Annotated in this window: 13 protein-coding genes and 2 pseudogenes; 5 read left to right on the forward strand and 10 right to left on the reverse strand. The window is 71.1% G+C overall.

The genetic code is table 11. The features are described 5' to 3' along the window. Positions 1-338 precede the first annotated feature (338 nt). Together B0I28_RS05755 and B0I28_RS05760 are read left to right on the forward strand one after the other, a co-directional pair. Positions 339-1364, forward strand: a complete 1026-nt coding sequence (locus B0I28_RS05755; RefSeq protein WP_106362852.1) for a ParA family protein — start codon at positions 339-341, stop codon at positions 1362-1364. A 243-nt stretch (positions 1365-1607) separates the two neighbouring features. Beyond that, entirely contained in the window at positions 1608-2456 is an 849-nt protein-coding gene (locus B0I28_RS05760) for a ParB/RepB/Spo0J family partition protein (protein ID WP_245888895.1), read from the forward strand. Between the two features lie 89 nt (positions 2457-2545). Here the strand turns inward: B0I28_RS05760 and B0I28_RS05765 are convergent, their stop codons facing one another. Further along, complete coding sequence (locus tag B0I28_RS05765; RefSeq protein ID WP_181245651.1) at positions 2546-3109, reverse strand: GNAT family N-acetyltransferase; 564 nt, start codon at positions 3107-3109, stop codon at positions 2546-2548. Positions 3110-3397: 288 nt separating this feature from the next. Between B0I28_RS05765 and B0I28_RS05770 the strand changes: the two genes are divergently transcribed. Then, positions 3398-3973, forward strand: coding sequence for a hypothetical protein (locus tag B0I28_RS05770; protein WP_106362855.1), 576 nt, complete (start codon positions 3398-3400; stop codon positions 3971-3973). A gap of 110 nt (positions 3974-4083) precedes the next feature. Here the strand turns inward: B0I28_RS05770 and B0I28_RS05775 are convergent, their stop codons facing one another. Further along, positions 4084-4995 (reverse strand): D-alanine--D-alanine ligase family protein, encoded by a 912-nt coding sequence (locus B0I28_RS05775; protein WP_425433432.1) that lies wholly within the window; start codon positions 4993-4995, stop codon positions 4084-4086. 13 nt (positions 4996-5008) lie between these two features. Continuing rightward, positions 5009-6293 (reverse strand): annotated as a pseudogene (locus tag B0I28_RS05780) (aminotransferase-like domain-containing protein); the annotation flags it as partial. Positions 6294-6494: 201 nt separating this feature from the next. Between B0I28_RS05780 and B0I28_RS05785 the strand changes: the two are divergent. Then, positions 6495-7052, forward strand: a pseudogene (locus B0I28_RS05785) (N-acetyltransferase family protein); the annotation flags it as partial. Between the two features lie 367 nt (positions 7053-7419). Here the strand turns inward: B0I28_RS05785 and trxA are convergent. From trxA to murJ, 6 genes are all read right to left on the reverse strand, one after another. Next, a complete protein-coding gene (gene trxA / locus B0I28_RS05790) occupies positions 7420-7734 on the reverse strand; it encodes a thioredoxin (RefSeq protein ID WP_106362859.1) in 315 nt (104 codons plus the stop codon). Positions 7735-7775: 41 nt separating this feature from the next. After that, complete coding sequence (gene trxB / locus B0I28_RS05795; RefSeq protein ID WP_106362860.1) at positions 7776-8723, reverse strand: thioredoxin-disulfide reductase; 948 nt, start codon at positions 8721-8723, stop codon at positions 7776-7778. 216 nt (positions 8724-8939) lie between these two features. After that, positions 8940-9746 carry a hypothetical protein gene (locus B0I28_RS05800; RefSeq protein ID WP_106362861.1) on the reverse strand — a complete coding sequence of 269 codons (807 nt, stop codon included), beginning with the start codon at positions 9744-9746 and terminating at the stop codon, positions 8940-8942. Continuing rightward, positions 9743-10432 (reverse strand): RNA polymerase sigma factor SigM, encoded by a 690-nt coding sequence (gene sigM / locus B0I28_RS05805; RefSeq protein WP_245888897.1) that lies wholly within the window; start codon positions 10430-10432, stop codon positions 9743-9745. Before sigM ends, B0I28_RS05800 begins: the two co-directional genes overlap by 4 nt. Positions 10433-10437: 5 nt before the next feature. Continuing rightward, complete coding sequence (locus tag B0I28_RS05810; RefSeq protein ID WP_106362862.1) at positions 10438-11931, reverse strand: protein kinase domain-containing protein; 1494 nt, start codon at positions 11929-11931, stop codon at positions 10438-10440. A gap of 158 nt (positions 11932-12089) precedes the next feature. Further along, entirely contained in the window at positions 12090-13922 is a 1833-nt protein-coding gene (gene murJ / locus B0I28_RS05815) for a murein biosynthesis integral membrane protein MurJ (RefSeq protein WP_181245652.1), read from the reverse strand. Positions 13923-13952: 30 nt separating this feature from the next. Here murJ and B0I28_RS05820 point away from each other — a divergent pair, with 30 nt between their 5' ends. Continuing rightward, complete coding sequence (locus tag B0I28_RS05820; protein WP_106362864.1) at positions 13953-15386, forward strand: CCA tRNA nucleotidyltransferase; 1434 nt, start codon at positions 13953-13955, stop codon at positions 15384-15386. On the opposite strand, the gene B0I28_RS05825 is transcribed toward B0I28_RS05820, so the two are convergent. Next, a complete protein-coding gene (locus tag B0I28_RS05825; RefSeq protein WP_106362865.1) occupies positions 15277-16848 on the reverse strand; it encodes a glycosyltransferase family 87 protein in 1572 nt (523 codons plus the stop codon). The genes B0I28_RS05820 and B0I28_RS05825 overlap by 110 nt on opposite strands. Positions 16849-16909 lie beyond the last annotated feature (61 nt).

Here is a 16909-nt window from a genome sequence, read left to right on the forward strand (position 1 = left end):
GAGTAAGCTACTCCGAGCAGGGCGATGTTTCACGTGAAACATTCGGCCCGTAGTCTGTGGCGGTGAACGTGCGCGACCCCCTTCCCTCCGAAGATCGTGAACACAGCTCCCTTGGCGGCGATACCCCGGCCGAGCGGCGCATCCGGAACCTCCTCGATGCCGCCGTGAGCGAGGAGGCGCCCCCCTCCCGCCGCCACCGCTATCGAGAAACCTCCCCCGAATCGGGTGGCGCAGCCCCGGCCTACGGGCAGACTGGGTCAGAATCGGTTGCGAGGCAGTCCGGCGCGGGCGTCGGCACGTCCGACCGGTCTGACACCAGCGGGGAACGGGGGGACGGCATGGCGAGAGCATCGCGCGGCAAGACCGGACGGCATCTGGCGCCGGACGAGGCACAGGCGAACAACGGGCGGAAGGCCGCCGCGAAGACGGTGCCGCAGCAGGCGACGTCGATCAAGGAAGGCGGGCCGCTGGACGACGACCTCCCGCTGGCCCGCGAGGCCCAGCGCGCGGTGCGGGTCCTCAACCCCTCCGGGGCCGTGACGATGCCGCGCCCGACCCGCCGCCGCGTCTTCGCCGTCGCCAACCAGAAGGGCGGCGTCGGCAAGACCACGAGCACCGTGAACCTCGCGGTCGCCTTGGCGCTGCACGGGAACCGCGTCATGGTCATCGACCTCGACCCGCAGGGGAACGCCTCCACCGGTCTCGGCGTCGAGCACGGCGCGGGCACTCCGAGCGTCTACGAGGCGCTCGTCGAGGGCCAGCCGCTCGACGAGATCGCGAAGACCGTCGACGGCATCCCCTCGCTCTACTGCATCCCGGCGACGATCGACCTCGCCGGCGCCGAAGTGGAACTCGTCAACGTGGTCGCTCGCGAAGGGCGCCTTGAGAAGAGCATCGAGACCTTCAGCGGGGAGCTCGACTACATCTTCATCGACTGCCCGCCGTCCCTGGGCCTCCTCACCGTGAACGCGCTCGTCGCCGCGGAGGAGGTGCTCATCCCGATCCAGTGCGAGTACTACGCGCTCGAAGGGCTGGGCCAGCTGCTGCGGAACATCGAGCTCATCAAGGCGCACCTCAATGCGCGCCTGCGGGTCTCGACGATCCTGCTGACGATGTACGACAAGCGGACCAAGCTCGCCGACCAGGTGGAGCAGGAGGTGCGCGGGCACTTCAGCGAGATCGTCCTCGACGCGGTCGTCCCGCGAAGCGTGCGCGTCTCCGAGGCCCCCGGCTACGGGCAGTCGATCATGACGTACGACCCCGGCTCGCGGGGTGCGACGAGCTATTTCGAAGCGGCCGAGGAGATCGCCCTGCGCGGTGCGAAGCTCTCCCGGCGCGGGAAGAACCAGAAAGGCGGGAACTAGTCGATGGCTGCGGCGAAGCGCGGAGGGCTCGGTCGCGGACTGGGCGCGCTCATCCCGACCGGTCTGGCCGAGAGCACGACGACGGAGTCCGACGAGGACCCGTCGCCCGCTCCGGTGGCGGCACCCCGTCAGGCTGCTCCGATCGAGCGCGATGTTTCACGTGAAACATCGACCCCCGAACCCGCGCCCGAGGCGTCCCCCGAACCCGATGTTTCACGTGAAACATCGGACGGCCCGGATCTCGTGCCGGTCCCGGGGGCGAGCTTCCAGCTGATCCCGATCGCCGACATCGGCACCAACCCGAAGCAGCCGCGGCAGTTCTTCGACGACGAGCACCTCCTCGAACTCCAGACCTCCCTGACGGAAGTCGGGATGCTCCAGCCGATCGCGGTCCGCGAGCGGACCCCGGACGAGCCGCGCGAGGACGGCGCCCGCTTCGAACTCGTCATGGGGGAGCGGCGCCTCCGCGCCGCCACCGCCCTCGGCTGGGAGACCGTCCCGGCGATCGTGCGCCGCACGGCCGACGACGAGATGCTCCGCGAGGCGCTCCTGGAGAACATCCACCGCGTCCAGCTGAACCCGCTCGAAGAGGGCGCGGCCTACGCGCAGCTCCTCGAAGAGTTCAACGTGACGCAGGAGGAGCTGTCGAAGAAGATCGGCCGCAGCCGCCCGCAGATCTCCAACATGATCCGCCTCCTCGGCCTCCCGCCGACCGTGCAGACGAAGGTCGCCGCGGGCGTCCTCACCGCGGGCCACGCCCGCGCGCTCCTCGGCCTCGACAGCGCCGACTCGCAGGAGCACATCGCCGAGCGGATCATCAGCGAGGGCCTGTCGGTGCGCAGCACCGAGGAGCTCGTGACGGCCAACCGCCTGGAGGAGAAGCCGGAGCTCGACGAGCCCCGCCCGCGCGACTCGCGCGCCGCGAAGGACCGCATCAAGGCCCCCGGTCTGGAGGAGCTGAAGGAGCGCCTCTCCGACCACTTCGAGACGCAGGTGTCGATCTCCTGGGGCCGCAAGAAGGGCAAGATCGTCATCGAGTTCGGCTCGCTCTCCGACCTCGACCGGATCGTCGAGCAGATCGGTGTGGAGTAGCCGCACGGAGGAGTAGTTCCAAGGCACGAACAGGGGGCGGGATGTTTCACGTGAAACATCCCGCCCCCTGTTCTATTCGCTCTGCGCGGCTAGGAGAGTTCCCGCCACATGATGATGTCGTCCCGGTAGTCGTCATCGGCCATGCGCACGGCGCGCGGCAGACGGCCCACCTCAGTGAATCCGTGTCGGCGGTAGAAGGCGTCGGCGCCGGTGCCCGAGCGGACCTTGAGGCTGAGCGCCTCCAGCTTCAGCTCTTCGCGGGCAACGTGGTCGACGGCCGCCAGCAGCTTGCCCCCGAGTCCGCCGCCCTGCCGGGCGGGGTCGACTTGGACGTGGCGCATGGTCCGCCACCCGTGTCGCGGCGGGCTGTCGTTTGATGTGAGAACACACCAAGCGACAATGGCGGCTCCTTCCTTTAGAGCGACCAGCGTGTCAGTCCGGTCGATCACTCGCGCGAGAATGGAGACGGTGTGAGGGCGGACCTCGTCGATGTTGACCGGCGGGACGAACCCGACGGAACCGCCGGCGTTCGTCACTCTCACCCAGAGATGGCTGAGTTCGTCAACGAGCGCGGCGGTGACCGGCGGGTCCACCAGGACGGCGATGTCGTCGCCCGAAACGGGCGTCGCCTCCGGCGTGGAACTATCAGTCACTGTTGCTTGCACGCCTTCCAGCTTGCCCTACGGACCGGCCCTCCCGACAGGGGCTTCCCGCCATATGGGCGCACGTCACTTGTGCCCTCGAATACCATTTTCCGGGCTGATTCTCCTGGTTCGCGGGCCATGATCCCTCCACAGTCGGGGGTCGAGCGAGTGGACCGTGAGTTAACCCATTTGAAATCTGCCAAAAGGTGGATTCCGGTGGTTTCCACGCTCGCGTTCATGGGGTATTTTTCGATGGTGGCAGCTGCGAGTACCCCCGGCCCGAATTCCAAGCCCGACTTGGCGAATCAGAGCACCCGACCCCCGACACCACGCGCGAGCGGCGTTCGCCCCGCCCTGCCCGCGTTCGTCGACTGGCCGGCCTTCCCCTTCGAGGGGGACCTCCGCATCAAGCCGCTCCAGGAGCCGGTCCCGGCCGAGCCGCCCCGCCGCGGCGACCGCCAGGAGCAGTGCGCGGCCTGCCATACGCCCGACTCGGTGTACCTCTGGTCCAACGAACGCTGGCGCCTGAAGTCGCCGCCCGCGCCGAGCGGCCTCCCGGTGGTGGTGATCCTCGAACCGCGGGCGCACCTCGATCTGGGGGACCTGTCGACGATGCACGCCGCCGAGCTCGGCGTCCTCACCGTGCGCCTCGAACGCGCGATCCGCTCGCTCGAATCGGTCGCCCAGGTCCACGTCAACCGCTGGGGCGACGGCACCGCGCACCTCCAGCAGTGGTTCCTGGCCCGCCCCCACGGCTACCTCCAGCTCCGCGGCCCGTTCATGACCATGTGGGACGAGATCCTCCCGCCGGTCGAGGAGCACGAGTGGAAGATGAACCTCGAATACATCGCCGCCTGGCTCAGCGACGACTGAACCTCAACGGCCCCTTGCCATCCGGGGCTCCGACACCCCGCAACGCCATGCAGAAGGGCGTCGATGTTTCACGTGAAACATCGACGCCCTCTCGTCTCGTCGCCGCTCGGCTAGCCGCGGGCGAGCGCCCGGTGGACCATGGTCGCGAGGACCTCGCCGAAGTCGAGGCCCGCCGCCTCGATCGCCATGGGCAGCAAGGAGGTCTCGGTGGTCCCGGGGGCGACGTTGGCCTCCAGGACCTGGATGCCGCCCGCGTCGTCGACCATGAGGTCCACGCGGGACATGTCGCCGAGTCCGAGGGTCCGGTGGACCTCCAGTGCCAGTTCGGCCGTGCGGGCCGCCACGGGCTCGCTGAGGGTCGCGGGGACCGTCCAGCGGGTCGCCCCGGGGTTGTACCGGGCCGCGTAGTCGTAGTCTCCGTGGAGCGGCGCGATCTCCACCGGCGGCAGGGCCACGGGCCCGTCGCCGAGGTCGAGCACGCCGACCGCGATGTCGCGGCCCTCGACGAAGGACTCGATGAGCGCGGTGTCGCTGTAGGAGAAGCAGCCCATCATCGCCGACGGGAAGTCGTCCTCCTTGTGCACGGCGTGCACGCCGAGGCCCGACCCGCCCGAGTTCGGCTTGACGACGAGCGGCAGGCCCATCTTCGCGGCGATCCGGTCGAGGAGCTTGCGCGCTCCGAAGTCCGAGAACGCCTGGCGCGGCATCGACGTCCAGTCGGGCGTGGGGATCCCGGCCGAGCGGAGCAGGTCCTTCGCCGTGATCTTGTTCCACGCGCGGCGCGCGCCCGTCGAGCCGGTGCCCACGATCGGGATGTCGCTGAGTTCGAGCACCGCCTGGAGCGAGCCGTCCTCGCCGGGCTGGCCGTGCACGAGCGGCAGCACCACGTCGGGCGGGTACTCCTGGAGCGCGGGCAGCAGGTCGCCGTCGAGGTCCCGGACATCGCAGACGTACCCGAGCCGCTGGAGCGCGTCGGCGGCCCGGCGCCCCGACTTCAGGGACACCTCGTGCTCGTAGGACATGCCCCCGGCGAGGATCAGGACCCGGATGTCCGCGGCTGCGGCGCCCTCCTTCATGCCCCGCCCCCCGCGAACGTGTCGCGCAGTTCGATGTCGCTCGCGACGACGCCCGCCAGCCGGCGCACGCCCTCGCGGATGACCTCCGCGGTCTGGGTCGAGAAGTTCAAGCGCATCTCCCTGCGGCCGTTGCCGTCGGCGTAGAAACCGGTGCCCGGGACGTACGCGACGCGCTCCTGGAGCGCGCGGGGGAGCATCGCCTTCGAGTCGAGCCCCTCCGGCAGCGTCGCCCAGATGAACAGGCCGCCGCCGGGGACGGTCCACGTCATCCCCTCGGGCATGTAGTCGCCGAGCGCCGTCAGGAGCGCGTCCCGGCGGTCCCGGTACAGCGTGTTGAAGACCTTCACCTGCTGGCGCCACTCCATCTCCGTGAGGAAGCGGAGCGTCGCCTCCTGCGTGAGCCCCGAGGGGCACAGGATCGACGCCTCGATCGCCAGGAGCAGCTTGTCGCGCACCGCGGGCGGCGCGAGGACCCAGCCGAGGCGCAGGCCCGCGGCGAATATCTTCGAGACCGTGCCGAGGTAGATGACGCCCCGCTCGGCGCGGGCGCGCAGCGGCGCGGGCGGCGTGCCGTCGAAGGCGATCATCGAGTACGGGTCGTCCTCGATGACGAGGAGGCCGTGCCGCTCGGCGATCGCGAGGATCTCCTCGCGCCGCTCCTCGGTCATCGTGACGCCGGCCGGGTTCTGGTACGTCGGGATCGTGTACAGGAACTTCGCGCGGCGCCCTTCGCGTTCGAGCGCGGCGAGCGACTCCTCCAGGCCCGCGGGGATCAGCCCGTCGTCGTCCATCGGCAGGTGCCGGACGTCGGCCTGCGCCGCCTGGAACGCGCCGAGCGCGCCCACATAGGTCGGGCCCTCGGCGAGCACGATGTCGCCCGGGTCGAGGAACGTGCGGGCGAGCAGGTCGAGTCCCTGCTGCGCGCCGGTGGTGAGGACGAGGTCGTCGGCGGAGGCGCGGATGCCCGACAGCTGGAGGACCCCGCAGAGCGCCTCGCGGAGCGCGACGCTCCCCTGGCCGGGGCAGTAGCCGAGCGCTTCGGCGCCGACCTGCGAGAGCAGGCGGGTGAACATCTCGCCGAGCTCGTCCATGGGCAGGGCCGCGGTGTACGGGTTCCCTCCGGCGAGGGAGACGACCTCCGGGCGCGCGGCGACCGAGAACAGTGCGCGGATCTCCGACTGTGCCATCCCGTGAACCCGGGATGCGTAGCGACCGGTGTAATCGTCGAGTGTTGTACCGGACACGCGGAGACCTCCTCTGATGGTCCTCGTCGCCCGCGAACCGTGGTCGCGGGTCCTGTGTGACGCCAGCCTACGGGCCCCGCCGGAAGCGGCGCGACAGCGTCGCAGCTCGCGCACAGTGATCGAACCACTCTACTAGCACAGGGACCGCACACCGCGCGTGTTTTCCGTCATGTGGACCCCTCGCCGACGTAGGCTGGACGGGTGCATCGGCGCATGGTCAACCTCACACTCGACTCCTTGGACGAAGTTCCGAGGCGTTGCCGCGCCTGCGTCTTCTGGGAGCTCTCGCCCCTGTGCGCCGAGGCGGCGCGCGACGTCGGCGAGCCCGCCGCCGAGAAGGAGGCGTGGCTGTCCCACACGCTCCTCGAATGGGGCGGCTGCGGCCGGATCGCCTACGAGGGCGACGCGGTCGCCGGGTTCGTCACCTACGCGTCCCCGAAATTCGTGCCCCGCTCCATGGAGTTCCCCTCGGGCCCGGTCTCGCCCGACGCGGCGCTCCTCATGACCGCCTACGTCAACCCGGCGTACGCGGGGACGGGCCTGGGGCGCCAGCTCGTGCAGACCGTCGCCGCCGACGTGGCCCGCCGCGGCATCTACGCCCTGGAGACCTTCGGCGACGCCCGCGGCGAGGCCGGGGCGTGCCTGGTGCCCGCGGACTTCTACCGCTCCGTGGGCTTCAAGACCGTCCGCTTCGACCCCCGCTACCCGCGCCTGCGCCTGGAGCTGCGCTCCGCGATCGACCGGAGCGTGGAGGCCGAGGAGCACTGGGCGCCCGGCGACTCGGTGGAGTGGTTCAAACTCGACGACGTCGAGCTCGACAAGTTCTTCGGCGAGGCGACCACCGGCAGGAACCGCATCGACCGCCCCGGCTTCCAACGCGACGGCGGCCTCTTCGACAGCTCCCTCTTCGACAGTGGCGCTCCGGACTGCGGCCCACGCGATCGCAATCCGTCCGACCGCGACATCTGACCTGGGCTTTCGCCTTGGCGCAGAACATGAAAGCGGATATTCCCGAAATGTCCCCTTAAGGGACCCCTGGTATCAAAAATATCGCGGGGGTACGACAAGATCAGGGGACCGAGCCTCCGGCTCGATCCCCTGATCGGTGAAGAATTCCTCGCGTTCGCTACTGGCCCAGGAACTTGCGGATCGCGGCCTTGGGCTGGGCGCCGATGAGCTGCTGGGCGGGCTGGCCGTCCTTGAACAGGATCATCGTCGGCACGCTCATGACGCCGAACTTGCGGGTGGTCTCCGGGTTCGCGTCGGTGTCGAGCTTGCGGATCTCGATCGAGTCGATCTCCGTCGCGAGCTCTTCGAGGACCGGCGCGACCTTCTTGCAGGGGCCGCACCATTCGGCCCAGAAGTCGACCAGCACGGGCTTGTCGGCTTCCAGCACCTCGGCCTGGAACTGCTCGTCGTTGACGGCTTTGATGGCGCCCATGGGCATCCTCCTGTGTGATGTGAAGAAGGGAGAAGTCGGTGTCAGGCCGCGACCGCGGCGTCTTCGAGCGCCGCGATGTAGCGCTCGGCGTCGAGCGCGGCGGAGCAGCCGGTGCCGGCGGCCGTGACCGCCTGCTGGTAGGTGTGGTCGACGAGGTCGCCCGCGGCGAACACGCCCTCCAGGTTCGTCTTCGTCGACGGGGCCGCGACCTTGACGTAGCCGGACTCGTCGAGCTCGACCTGGCCCTTGAACAGCTCGGAGCGCGGGTCGTGGCCGATCGCGATGAACAGGCCGGTCGCCGGGAGGGTCCGGGTCGCACCGGTGACGGTGTCGACCAGGTCGACGCTGGCGACCTTGCCGCCCTCGCCGTTGATCTTCTCGACCGCGGAGTTCCACGCGACCTCGATCTTCGGGTTGGCGAGCGCCCGCTCGGCCATGATCTTCGAGGCGCGGAACTCGTCGCGGCGGTGCACGATGGTGACCTTCGAGGCGAACTTGGTGAGGAACGTGGCCTCCTCCATCGCCGAGTCGCCGCCGCCGACCACCGCGATCTCCTGGTCGCGGAAGAAGAAGCCGTCGCAGGTGGCGCACGCGGACACGCCGCGGCCCATGAGCTCGTTCTCGCCGGGGACGTTCAGCGGCCGGTACGCCGAGCCGGTCGCGAGGATCACGGCCTTCGCCTGGTGCTCCTCGTCGCCGACCCAGACCTTCTTGATCTCGCCGGTGAGGTCGACGCGGGTGACGTCGTCGGAGACGAGCTCGGCGCCGAAGCGCTCGGCCTGCTTGCGCCACTGGTCCATGAGCTCGGGGCCCATGATGCCCTCGGGGAAGCCCGGGAAGTTCTCGACCTCGGTGGTCTGCATGAGGGCGCCGCCGAACTGGAAGCCCTCGAACACGAGCGGGCGCATGTTGGCGCGCGCGGTGTACAGCGCGGCGGTGTACCCGGCCGGGCCCGAGCCGATGATGATGACGTCGCGGATTTCGCTCACCGGTGTCGCTCCTGTGGTCGTTCGGCGCGCCAGGGACGGCTCCCCTGGTGCTGACAGCTTCAACCAATCCTATTGACCCGAAATTCCAGCGGGCGGACCCGTGGCGGCCGTGTGACAGGCGCATTCCCCGATCGTGGGGAACGTCACCGCGGCTTTCGTCAAAAGCGCAGTGCAAGAAGCGCAGTGCGAACAGCGCAGCCGCGGTGGGCGCCGTCCCTACGGCTGGATCGCGAGCGCCTCGATGACGCCGTCCGCGCAGGCCGGGGTGAGCGCGACCGCGGTCTCGCCTTCGTCGGACACCAGGAGCGCCATGATCGCCGGGGACGACTCGTACCGCGCGAAGTCGACGGCGACGAGGAGGCTCTGGTACTCCTCGGCGATCGCGTCCTCGCAGGCGCGCCAGAACTCGCCGCCCGCGGCGAGGTCGGCCAGCTCGGCCGGGACCTCCCCGTCGGCGGTGTGGTCGCCGAGGCCGCGCAGGGCCGCGAGCAGGTCGGTCGAGGCGGAGTAGTCGGTGCCGGAGGCGAACGACTCGACGTCGAGGACGCCCATCTCCGCATCGGAATCGGCCGAGTCGCCGCCCTCCTCGCTGAGGGAGTCCTCGCTGGAGGACTCGGGCGCCGCCTCACCCGCGGCGTCGTCGTCGCCCGACCGGGGGCCGTCCTCGGCGTAGACCTGGTCCGAGCTGGGGCTCTCCCCGGAGTCGGCGGTGAGCGCCTGGAGGCCCACGGCGACCGCGCCGACGGTGACCAGGACCGCGGCCGCGCCGGAGGCGATCGCGTACCGGACCCGCTTGGGGCGCAGGCGTTCGGCGAGCGAGGCGAAGAAGCCCTCGCGTTCGGGTTCGCGGGCGGTGCTGCGGAGCGTGTCGGCGGACGGGAGGGAGTCCAGGACGCGGTCGAGGCGGTGCGCGACCTGCTCCGGGAGGTCCCCGTAGCCGTCGGAGGCCTGCCGCAGCGCACGCGCGACCGCGGCCTCGGTTCCGGCCTCGGCCCCGGTCTCCCCGGGCGGCTGCCCGATCATCGGCTTCCCTCCTCTCGGCTCATGGGACTGCCCTCTCCGGGTTCGACGCCGCGCTGGGCGGGCGGGTTCCCGGCCGGGTCGAACTCCGGCAGGCGCTCGGCGAGCCGCTTGCGGGCCCGCGACGCGCGCGACTTCACGGTGCCGGGGCGGACCTTCAGGATCGCGGCGACCTCCTCGACCGGGTAGCCGAGCATGTCGATGTAGACGAGGACGGCGCGCTGCTCGAACGGCAGGTCCGCGAGCGCCCGGTGGACGCTCAGGCGCAGGGCCGCCTGCTGCGGGTCGTCGGAGCGCGGCGAGGCCGGGACCGGTTCGCGCCCGTCCTCGGGCAGCGGGACCGTGGGCCGGCGCCCGGCCGCGCGGATGCGGTCGAGGCACGCGTTCACGACGATGCGGTGCAGCCAGGTGGTGACCGCGGAGCCGCCCCGGAACGACCCGGCCGCCTGGTACGCCTTGATCATGGCGTCCTGGAGGGCCTCGGCGGCGTCCTCGGGGTCGGCGAGGGTCCGGACCGCGACCGCCCATAGGCGGCCCCGGTGGCGGCGGAACAGCTCCCCGAACGCGTCCCGGTCGCCGCCGACGTGGCGTCGCAGCAGCTCGGCGTCGCCCACTCCGTCCAGCGGACCGCCGAACGGGCCGTCCGAAGCGGGTCCGTCGGCGGGCAGGGGGCGGAGGGGGCCGGGCACGGTGCCTACCGGACGAACACGTTGATGTCGGAGATCGTGAGCTTGTATCCGCCGGACGACGGGGGCAGCTCGGTCACCCACACCACGATGTACCGGGTGGCCTGACCGCCCGCCTGGATCTCGATGTTCGTGTCGGCGTCCTCGACTGCGGGGGCGAGTTCGGTGAAGCCGTCGACGATCGCCTGGTCGCCCTCGGAGGAGTCGCCGGGGTCCTCGTCGCCCGCGAGCAGGCCCACGGTGGCGCCCGCGCTGGTCATCTGGACCCGCACGGAGGCGACCTCCTGGGCCTCGCCGAGGTCGATGAGGATGCCCATGCCGGGCTTGAGGTTCCCGAAGGCGGGGTCGTTGCGGTAGGTGTTCGTGGACCAGCCGGTGGAGGCGTTGCCGTCGAACGCGGCCTCGACGCCCTCGCCCTGGTTGCGGTCGCCGTCGGGCGGGTCGACGACGCGGATGTCGTCGGCGGTGATCTCCGCCTCGGTGGGGGCGGCGATCTCGGTGTCGTCCTCGGAGGTCGGGTCGGCGCCGGTGTCCTCGCCCGCGATCTGGTCGTCGGCGCCCGCGGGGTCGTCGCCGCCGCCGAACATGATGGCCGAGCCGACGACGCCCGCGAAGATGACGGCGGCCGCGACCGCGGCGATGACGGCGAGGCGCTTCATGCCGACGGGCGGCGTGGACGCGTCGGCGGCGCCGCGCCGGCCGAGGCTGATCGCGCCGAGGACGCTCGTGGCCTGGGCCGGGGCGGGTTCAGCGCCGCCGGTCTCGGCGAGGCCGCGCAGTTCGACCGCGAGCTCCGCGGCCGAGGGCGGGGTCTGGGAGTGGTCGAGGAGGTCCGCGGTGAGCGAGGCGAGGCGGCGGGGCAGGCCCGGGACGACCTTGTCGGCGTCGAGGACGCGGCCCCACTCGTCGGTCGCGGCGTCGGGGAGGCCGGTGTTCTCGGCGGGGACGACGCGCGGCCAGGCGCCGGTGAGGCACGCGTAGAGGGTCGCGCCGAGGGCGCGCACGTCCTCGACCTGCGTGTTCCCGGGCTCGTTGCGGGGCTCGGTGACCATGACGCGGTCGTCCTCGGAGAGGAGGATCGAGCCGGGCTGGAGGTCGGCGTGGGTGACGCCGCCGTCGTGGAGGGCGGCGACCGCGTCGGCGACGGACGCGACGAGTTCGAGGGCGTGCCCGCTTTCGAGGGGCTGCTGCTCCAGGACGCCGCGCAGCGAGGAGCCGTTGACCCATTCGCGCACCACGTAGGCGAAGCGGCCCTCGTCGACCGCGTCGTAGACGTCGACCATGGAGTCGACGTGGGTGCGGGAGGCCGCCACCGCGGCCGTCATCGTCGGCGCCGCGTCCTCGCCCCCGGGGGAGCGCAGGACGACCGCGACGGAGCGGTGCAGGAGGACGTCGACGCCCCGCCACAGCTGGCGGTGGCCGTTCGCGCCTCCGACGTGCTCTTCGAGGCGGTACCGCTCCGCGAGCAGGTCGCCTACGGACGGCACTTCGGCAGAACTCATGGTGCGGGGTCCTCCCCTCTCAGACCGGCCCCGCGGAGGGGCCGTGCCGGCCGGTCGGGTCTTTCAGGAATGCGGGTGCAGCGCGGTGGTGCAGGGTCTTCCGGTGATCCGAGGCCGCTGGTCCTCAGGCCAGAGTGCACGTATGGATCGTACTTGCCTCATCGTCGCAGCCTTGCGCGCACCGTTGCCTGGAGCGACGCCATTTCAGTGACGCGGAATACCAGGCAGGCGGCGAGATACACGCCCAGCAGGGCGATCCCGAGGACGATCGACGCACCGAGCTGCCCGAGTTTGGAACCGGACACGTCGGGCCACGCGAGCCACCCGGCGTACGCGGCGCCGCCCGCGATCAGTGCGGCCGCACCGGTTCGCACCAGGCCGTTCAGGGTCTTGCGCATGCCGAGGAGCCCGACCCGCTTGCGCAGCAGGCTCATCGACAGCAGGAGCGAGACCAGGTAGGACACGCCGTTGGCGGCGAGGAGGCCGACGACGACCCATTCGAGGGGCAGGAGCGCGAACGCGAGGAGGTACCCGCCGATGCGGATCGCGATGACCGGCAGGTTGAACAGTCCCACCGTCTTGGTGTCGGTCTGCGCGTAGAACGCGTAGATCTGCAACTGGGACACCGAGAACGGCATGAGGACGACGCCGACCATGAGCAGCGCCTGCCCGGTGGCGACCGCCATGGTGTGGTCGTAGGCGCCCCACTGGAAGATGGCGAGGGCGATCGGCTCGTGGAGGGCGATGAACGCGGCGGCGATGGGCACGAGCAGGAACGACGCGAGGCGGATCCCGGAGGAGAGGTGCTCGGTGAGCTCGGACCAGCGGCGGTCGTCGGCGGCGCGGGTCATGCGCGGCATGAGCGCGGTGATGACGGAGACCGCGACGATCCCGTGCGCCATCATCATCATCAGGTACGCGTTGTTGTAGACGGTGGTGCCGGGCACGAACTGGTCGTCGGCGGCGTTCCCGGACGCGGCGTTCGCGACCTTGATCACGGCCATGACGGCGAGCTGGTTGGCGACGACGAACAGGAGCGTCCACGCGGCCATGCGGCGGATGTCGCGCAGCGGCAGCGCCGAGAAGTCGAACCGCAGGCGCCACCGGAACCCGGCCTTGCGGAGCGCGGGGGCGAGGCACAGGACCTGGATGAGCACGCCCGCGGTGGTCCCGCCGCCGAGGAGCAGGATCATCCCGTTCGTGACCTGGTCTGCGGTGGCGAACAGCTCGCCGCCGGGGCCGGGGACGGCGTCGCGGGTGAAGACGAGGAAGAACACCGCGCCGACGGTGATGACGACGAGGTTGTTGATGATCGGCACCCACATGGGGGCGCCGAAGTGCTCGCGGGAGTTGAGGACCCCGGAGAGGACCGCGAACAGGCCGTAGAGGAGCAGCGCCGGGAGCATGAGGTACGAGAACTCGGTGACGAGGTCGTACTGGGAGGGCTCGGCCATGGCGCGGGCGATGAGCGGGGCGCAGAGGGTGACGACGAGCGCGGCGGCGCCGAGGACGAGGGCCGCGAGGGTGAGCAGGCGCTGCGCGAACGCGTCGCCGCCGTCGGGGTCGTTCTTGTGGGCCTTGACGAACAGGGGCATGATGATGCTCGCGAACACGCCGCCGAGGACGAGCTCGTAGATCATCTGCGGGAAGTACTGGGCGGTCGTGTACGAGTTGCCGAGGAGCCCGGCGCCGATCGCCGCGGAGATGACGACGGTGCGCCCGAACCCGGTGATGCGCGAGACGAGGGACCCCGCGCCCATGAGGAGGCTGGAGCGGACCACGTTCCGGCCCTTCGGCTGCGGCTCCTGGACCGGCTGCTGCGGCGCGGAGGCCGGGGCGGGCGGGGGCGGTCCCGCGGGGGTGTAGCCGTTGCCGGTGAGCGGGCCGACGGGCCGGGCGAACTGCTGGTTCGCGTGGGGGTGGCGGCCCGGGGCGGGGCCAGACGGCGAGTAGTCGGGGCCAGGTCCCGGTCTCGCGCTAGGTTCGGCCATTCTCGCACTCTCCGCTAAGCTTGCCCGGCGATGTCTGACAACAGTAGCGGTAAGGAAATCACGGTCCCGCCGATAGCCGATGAACTGGGTCGGCTGTTCGAGCGGGGCGGCCATGAGCTGCACCTGGTCGGCGGCCCGGTCCGCGACGCGGTGCTGCGCCGGCCTGTGAGCGACCTCGACTTCACCACCGACGCCCGCCCGGAGGCGACCGAGGCGATCCTGCGCGCGCACTGCTCGACGGTGTGGACCACCGGCGCCGACTTCGGGACCGTCGGCGGCATGTTCCGCGGCGAGCAGGTCGAGGTGACGACCTTCCGCGCCGACGCCTACGACCGCGTCGGCCGCAATCCGATCGTGCGCTACGGCGACCGCCTCGAAGACGACCTGGAGCGGCGCGACTTCACCGTGAACGCCATGGCCGTCTCGGTGCCGGGGCACGTGTTCGCCGACCCGTTCGGCGGCATCGCGGACATCGCGCGCCGCACGATCCGCACGCCCGCGTCCCCGGAGTCGTCGTTCGCCGACGACCCGCTGCGGATGCTCCGCGCCGCGCGCTTCGCCGCGCAGCTCGGCTTCGACATCGAGGCGGGCACCCTCGACGCCATGCGCCGCATGGCGGGGGAGCTCTCGCGCATCACCGCCGAGCGCGTCCGCGACGAGTTCGTGAAGCTCATGCTCGCGCCCGATCCGGTGGTGGGCCTGCGCATCCTCGTCGACACCGGCCTCGCCGAGTACTTCCTGCCGGAGCTGCCCGCGCTGCGCATGGAGATCGACGAGCACGCCCAGCACAAGGACGTCTACGAGCACTCGCTCCAGGTGCTGCGCAACGCCATTGCGCTGGAGACCGACGGCCCGGACCTGCTCATGCGGCTCGCCGCGCTGCTCCACGACATCGGCAAGCCCGAGACGAAGGACGTCGCCCCAGGCGGCGGCGTCACCTTCCACCACCACGACGTGGCCGGGGCCCGCCTGGCGCGCAGGCGGATGCGCGAGCTGAAGTTCCCGAAGGCCGACGTGCAGGCCGTGTCGCTGCTCATCTCGCTGCACCTGCGGTTCTACGGCTACGCGGACGGCGAGGAGGGCGGCTGGACCGATTCGGCGGTGCGCCGGTACGTGACCGACGCGGGCGACCAGCTCGACCGGCTCCACGTCATGGTCCGCTCGGACTGCACGACCCGCAACCGCCGCAAGGCGGAGCGGCTGCGCCGCGACTACGACGCGTTCGAGGACCGCATCGCCCGCATCCGGGCCGAGGAGGACCTGCGCGCGGTCCGCCCCGACCTCGACGGGAACGCGATCATGGAGCTGCTGGGCCTCAAGCCCGGCCCCGAGGTGGGCCGGGCCTGGGCGTTCCTCAAAGAGCTTCGGCTGGAGCGGGGTCCGCTGCCCCGCGAGGAGGCCGAGGCGGCGCTCCTCGACTGGGCCGCTTCGGAAGGGATCGCACCGCGTCCAGACGCGGGATGAGGATCTCCTGCACCACCAGGGCGCACATGACCGCCACCGCGAGCCACCGCGACGCCGCGGCGGCGAGGAACAGGCCCTCGGGGATGCCCCGGCCGTCCTCGGCGGACACCTGGAGCATCTTGCCGTAGAACGAGAAGAAGTAGAACAGCTCCGCGGCCTGCCACACCAGGAAGAAGCCCCACTTGGGGCGGGCGAGCACGACCAGCGGCAGCAGCCACAGCACGTACTGCTGCGACCAGACCTTCCCGAACAGCAGGAACGTCGCGACCACGAGGAAGCACAGCTGCGCCAGGCGCGGCACCACGTCCTCAGTGGACGGCGTCTTGAGCCCGTACCCGCCGCCCGCGGTGCGCCGCTGCGCGAAGTACCCGAGCGCGGCGATCCCCAGGCAGGACAGGGCGAACAGCACCAGGTACAGGTCGTTGACGAACTCGGAGTCCCACAGGCGCTCCCAGCCGGTGAGCCCGCGGAGCACGTACCAGCCGGTGCCCCAGTCGACGGGCCGCTCGGAGTTCAGCTCGAAGAACCGCATCCACGAGTCGGGCCACAGGTACGCGACGGGCCCGTTGATGACGGCCCACGTGATCGCGGCGGTGGCGGTCGCCTGGAGCGCGGGCAGGAGCTTCTTCTGCCGCAGCGCCAGGATCAGGAGCGGGCCGAGGAACAGGAGCGCGTAGAACTTCGCGGCCACCGCGAGGCCGAGGAACAGCCCGGCCATGACGGGCCTGCCGCGCTGCCAGTACAGGAAGAACGGCATCGACAGGGCGACGGCGAACAGGTCCCAGTTGACGGTGGCGGTCACGAGGATGACCGGCGCGGCGGCGAGCATCATCGCGTCCCACGGCCGCGAGGGCCGGGAGTGGACGAGCGCCGGATCGGGGTTGGGGCCGGGGATGTCGGTGCGGCGGTTGTCGCGGCGGATGGCGTGGAGGACCGCGATGGCGGCGGCGCCGCAGATGAACAGCACGATCGCGTTGAGGTGCCAGAAGACCGGGCCGCCGTCGGTCCCGGCGACGGAGCCGATCCGGTAGGCGATCTGCCCGAGCACGCCCATGAACCATCCGGTCAGTACCGGGTATTCGACCGGGTGGTCACGGTAGGGGACGGCGCCCTCGTTGAGCTTCTCCGCGCCCCACAGCGCGCGGATGTCGGTGTAGCAGGCGTTCGTGTACTGCTGCCAGTCCACCCAGCCGCCCGCCGAGCACGGGTACTTCTGGATCCAGTTGACCGCGAACGCGATCAGGCCGGTGAGGAGGATGACCCGGATCGGGATCCAGAACCGGCGGCGGGGCGGGTCGGCGGCGTGGTCGCCGAACGGTCCGCCGATGAGGCCCGACGCGAGCCGGGCGGCGCGGTCGGTGAGGGTGGGCGCGGCCGGGGGGTCCCCGGCGGGGCGCTCGGCCTTCGCGAGGGTCGGCGCGTCGTTCGGCGCGGGGTTCGGTGCGGATGCAGACGGCGGCATGGGCCTTATTGTGGCCCATGCCGCCGCGGTGGTGCTACGGGCCGAGGGTCGCCCCCCGGCC

This window comes from Glycomyces artemisiae (assembly GCF_003002955.1).
Classification (GTDB): domain Bacteria; phylum Actinomycetota; class Actinomycetes; order Mycobacteriales; family Micromonosporaceae; genus Glycomyces; species Glycomyces artemisiae.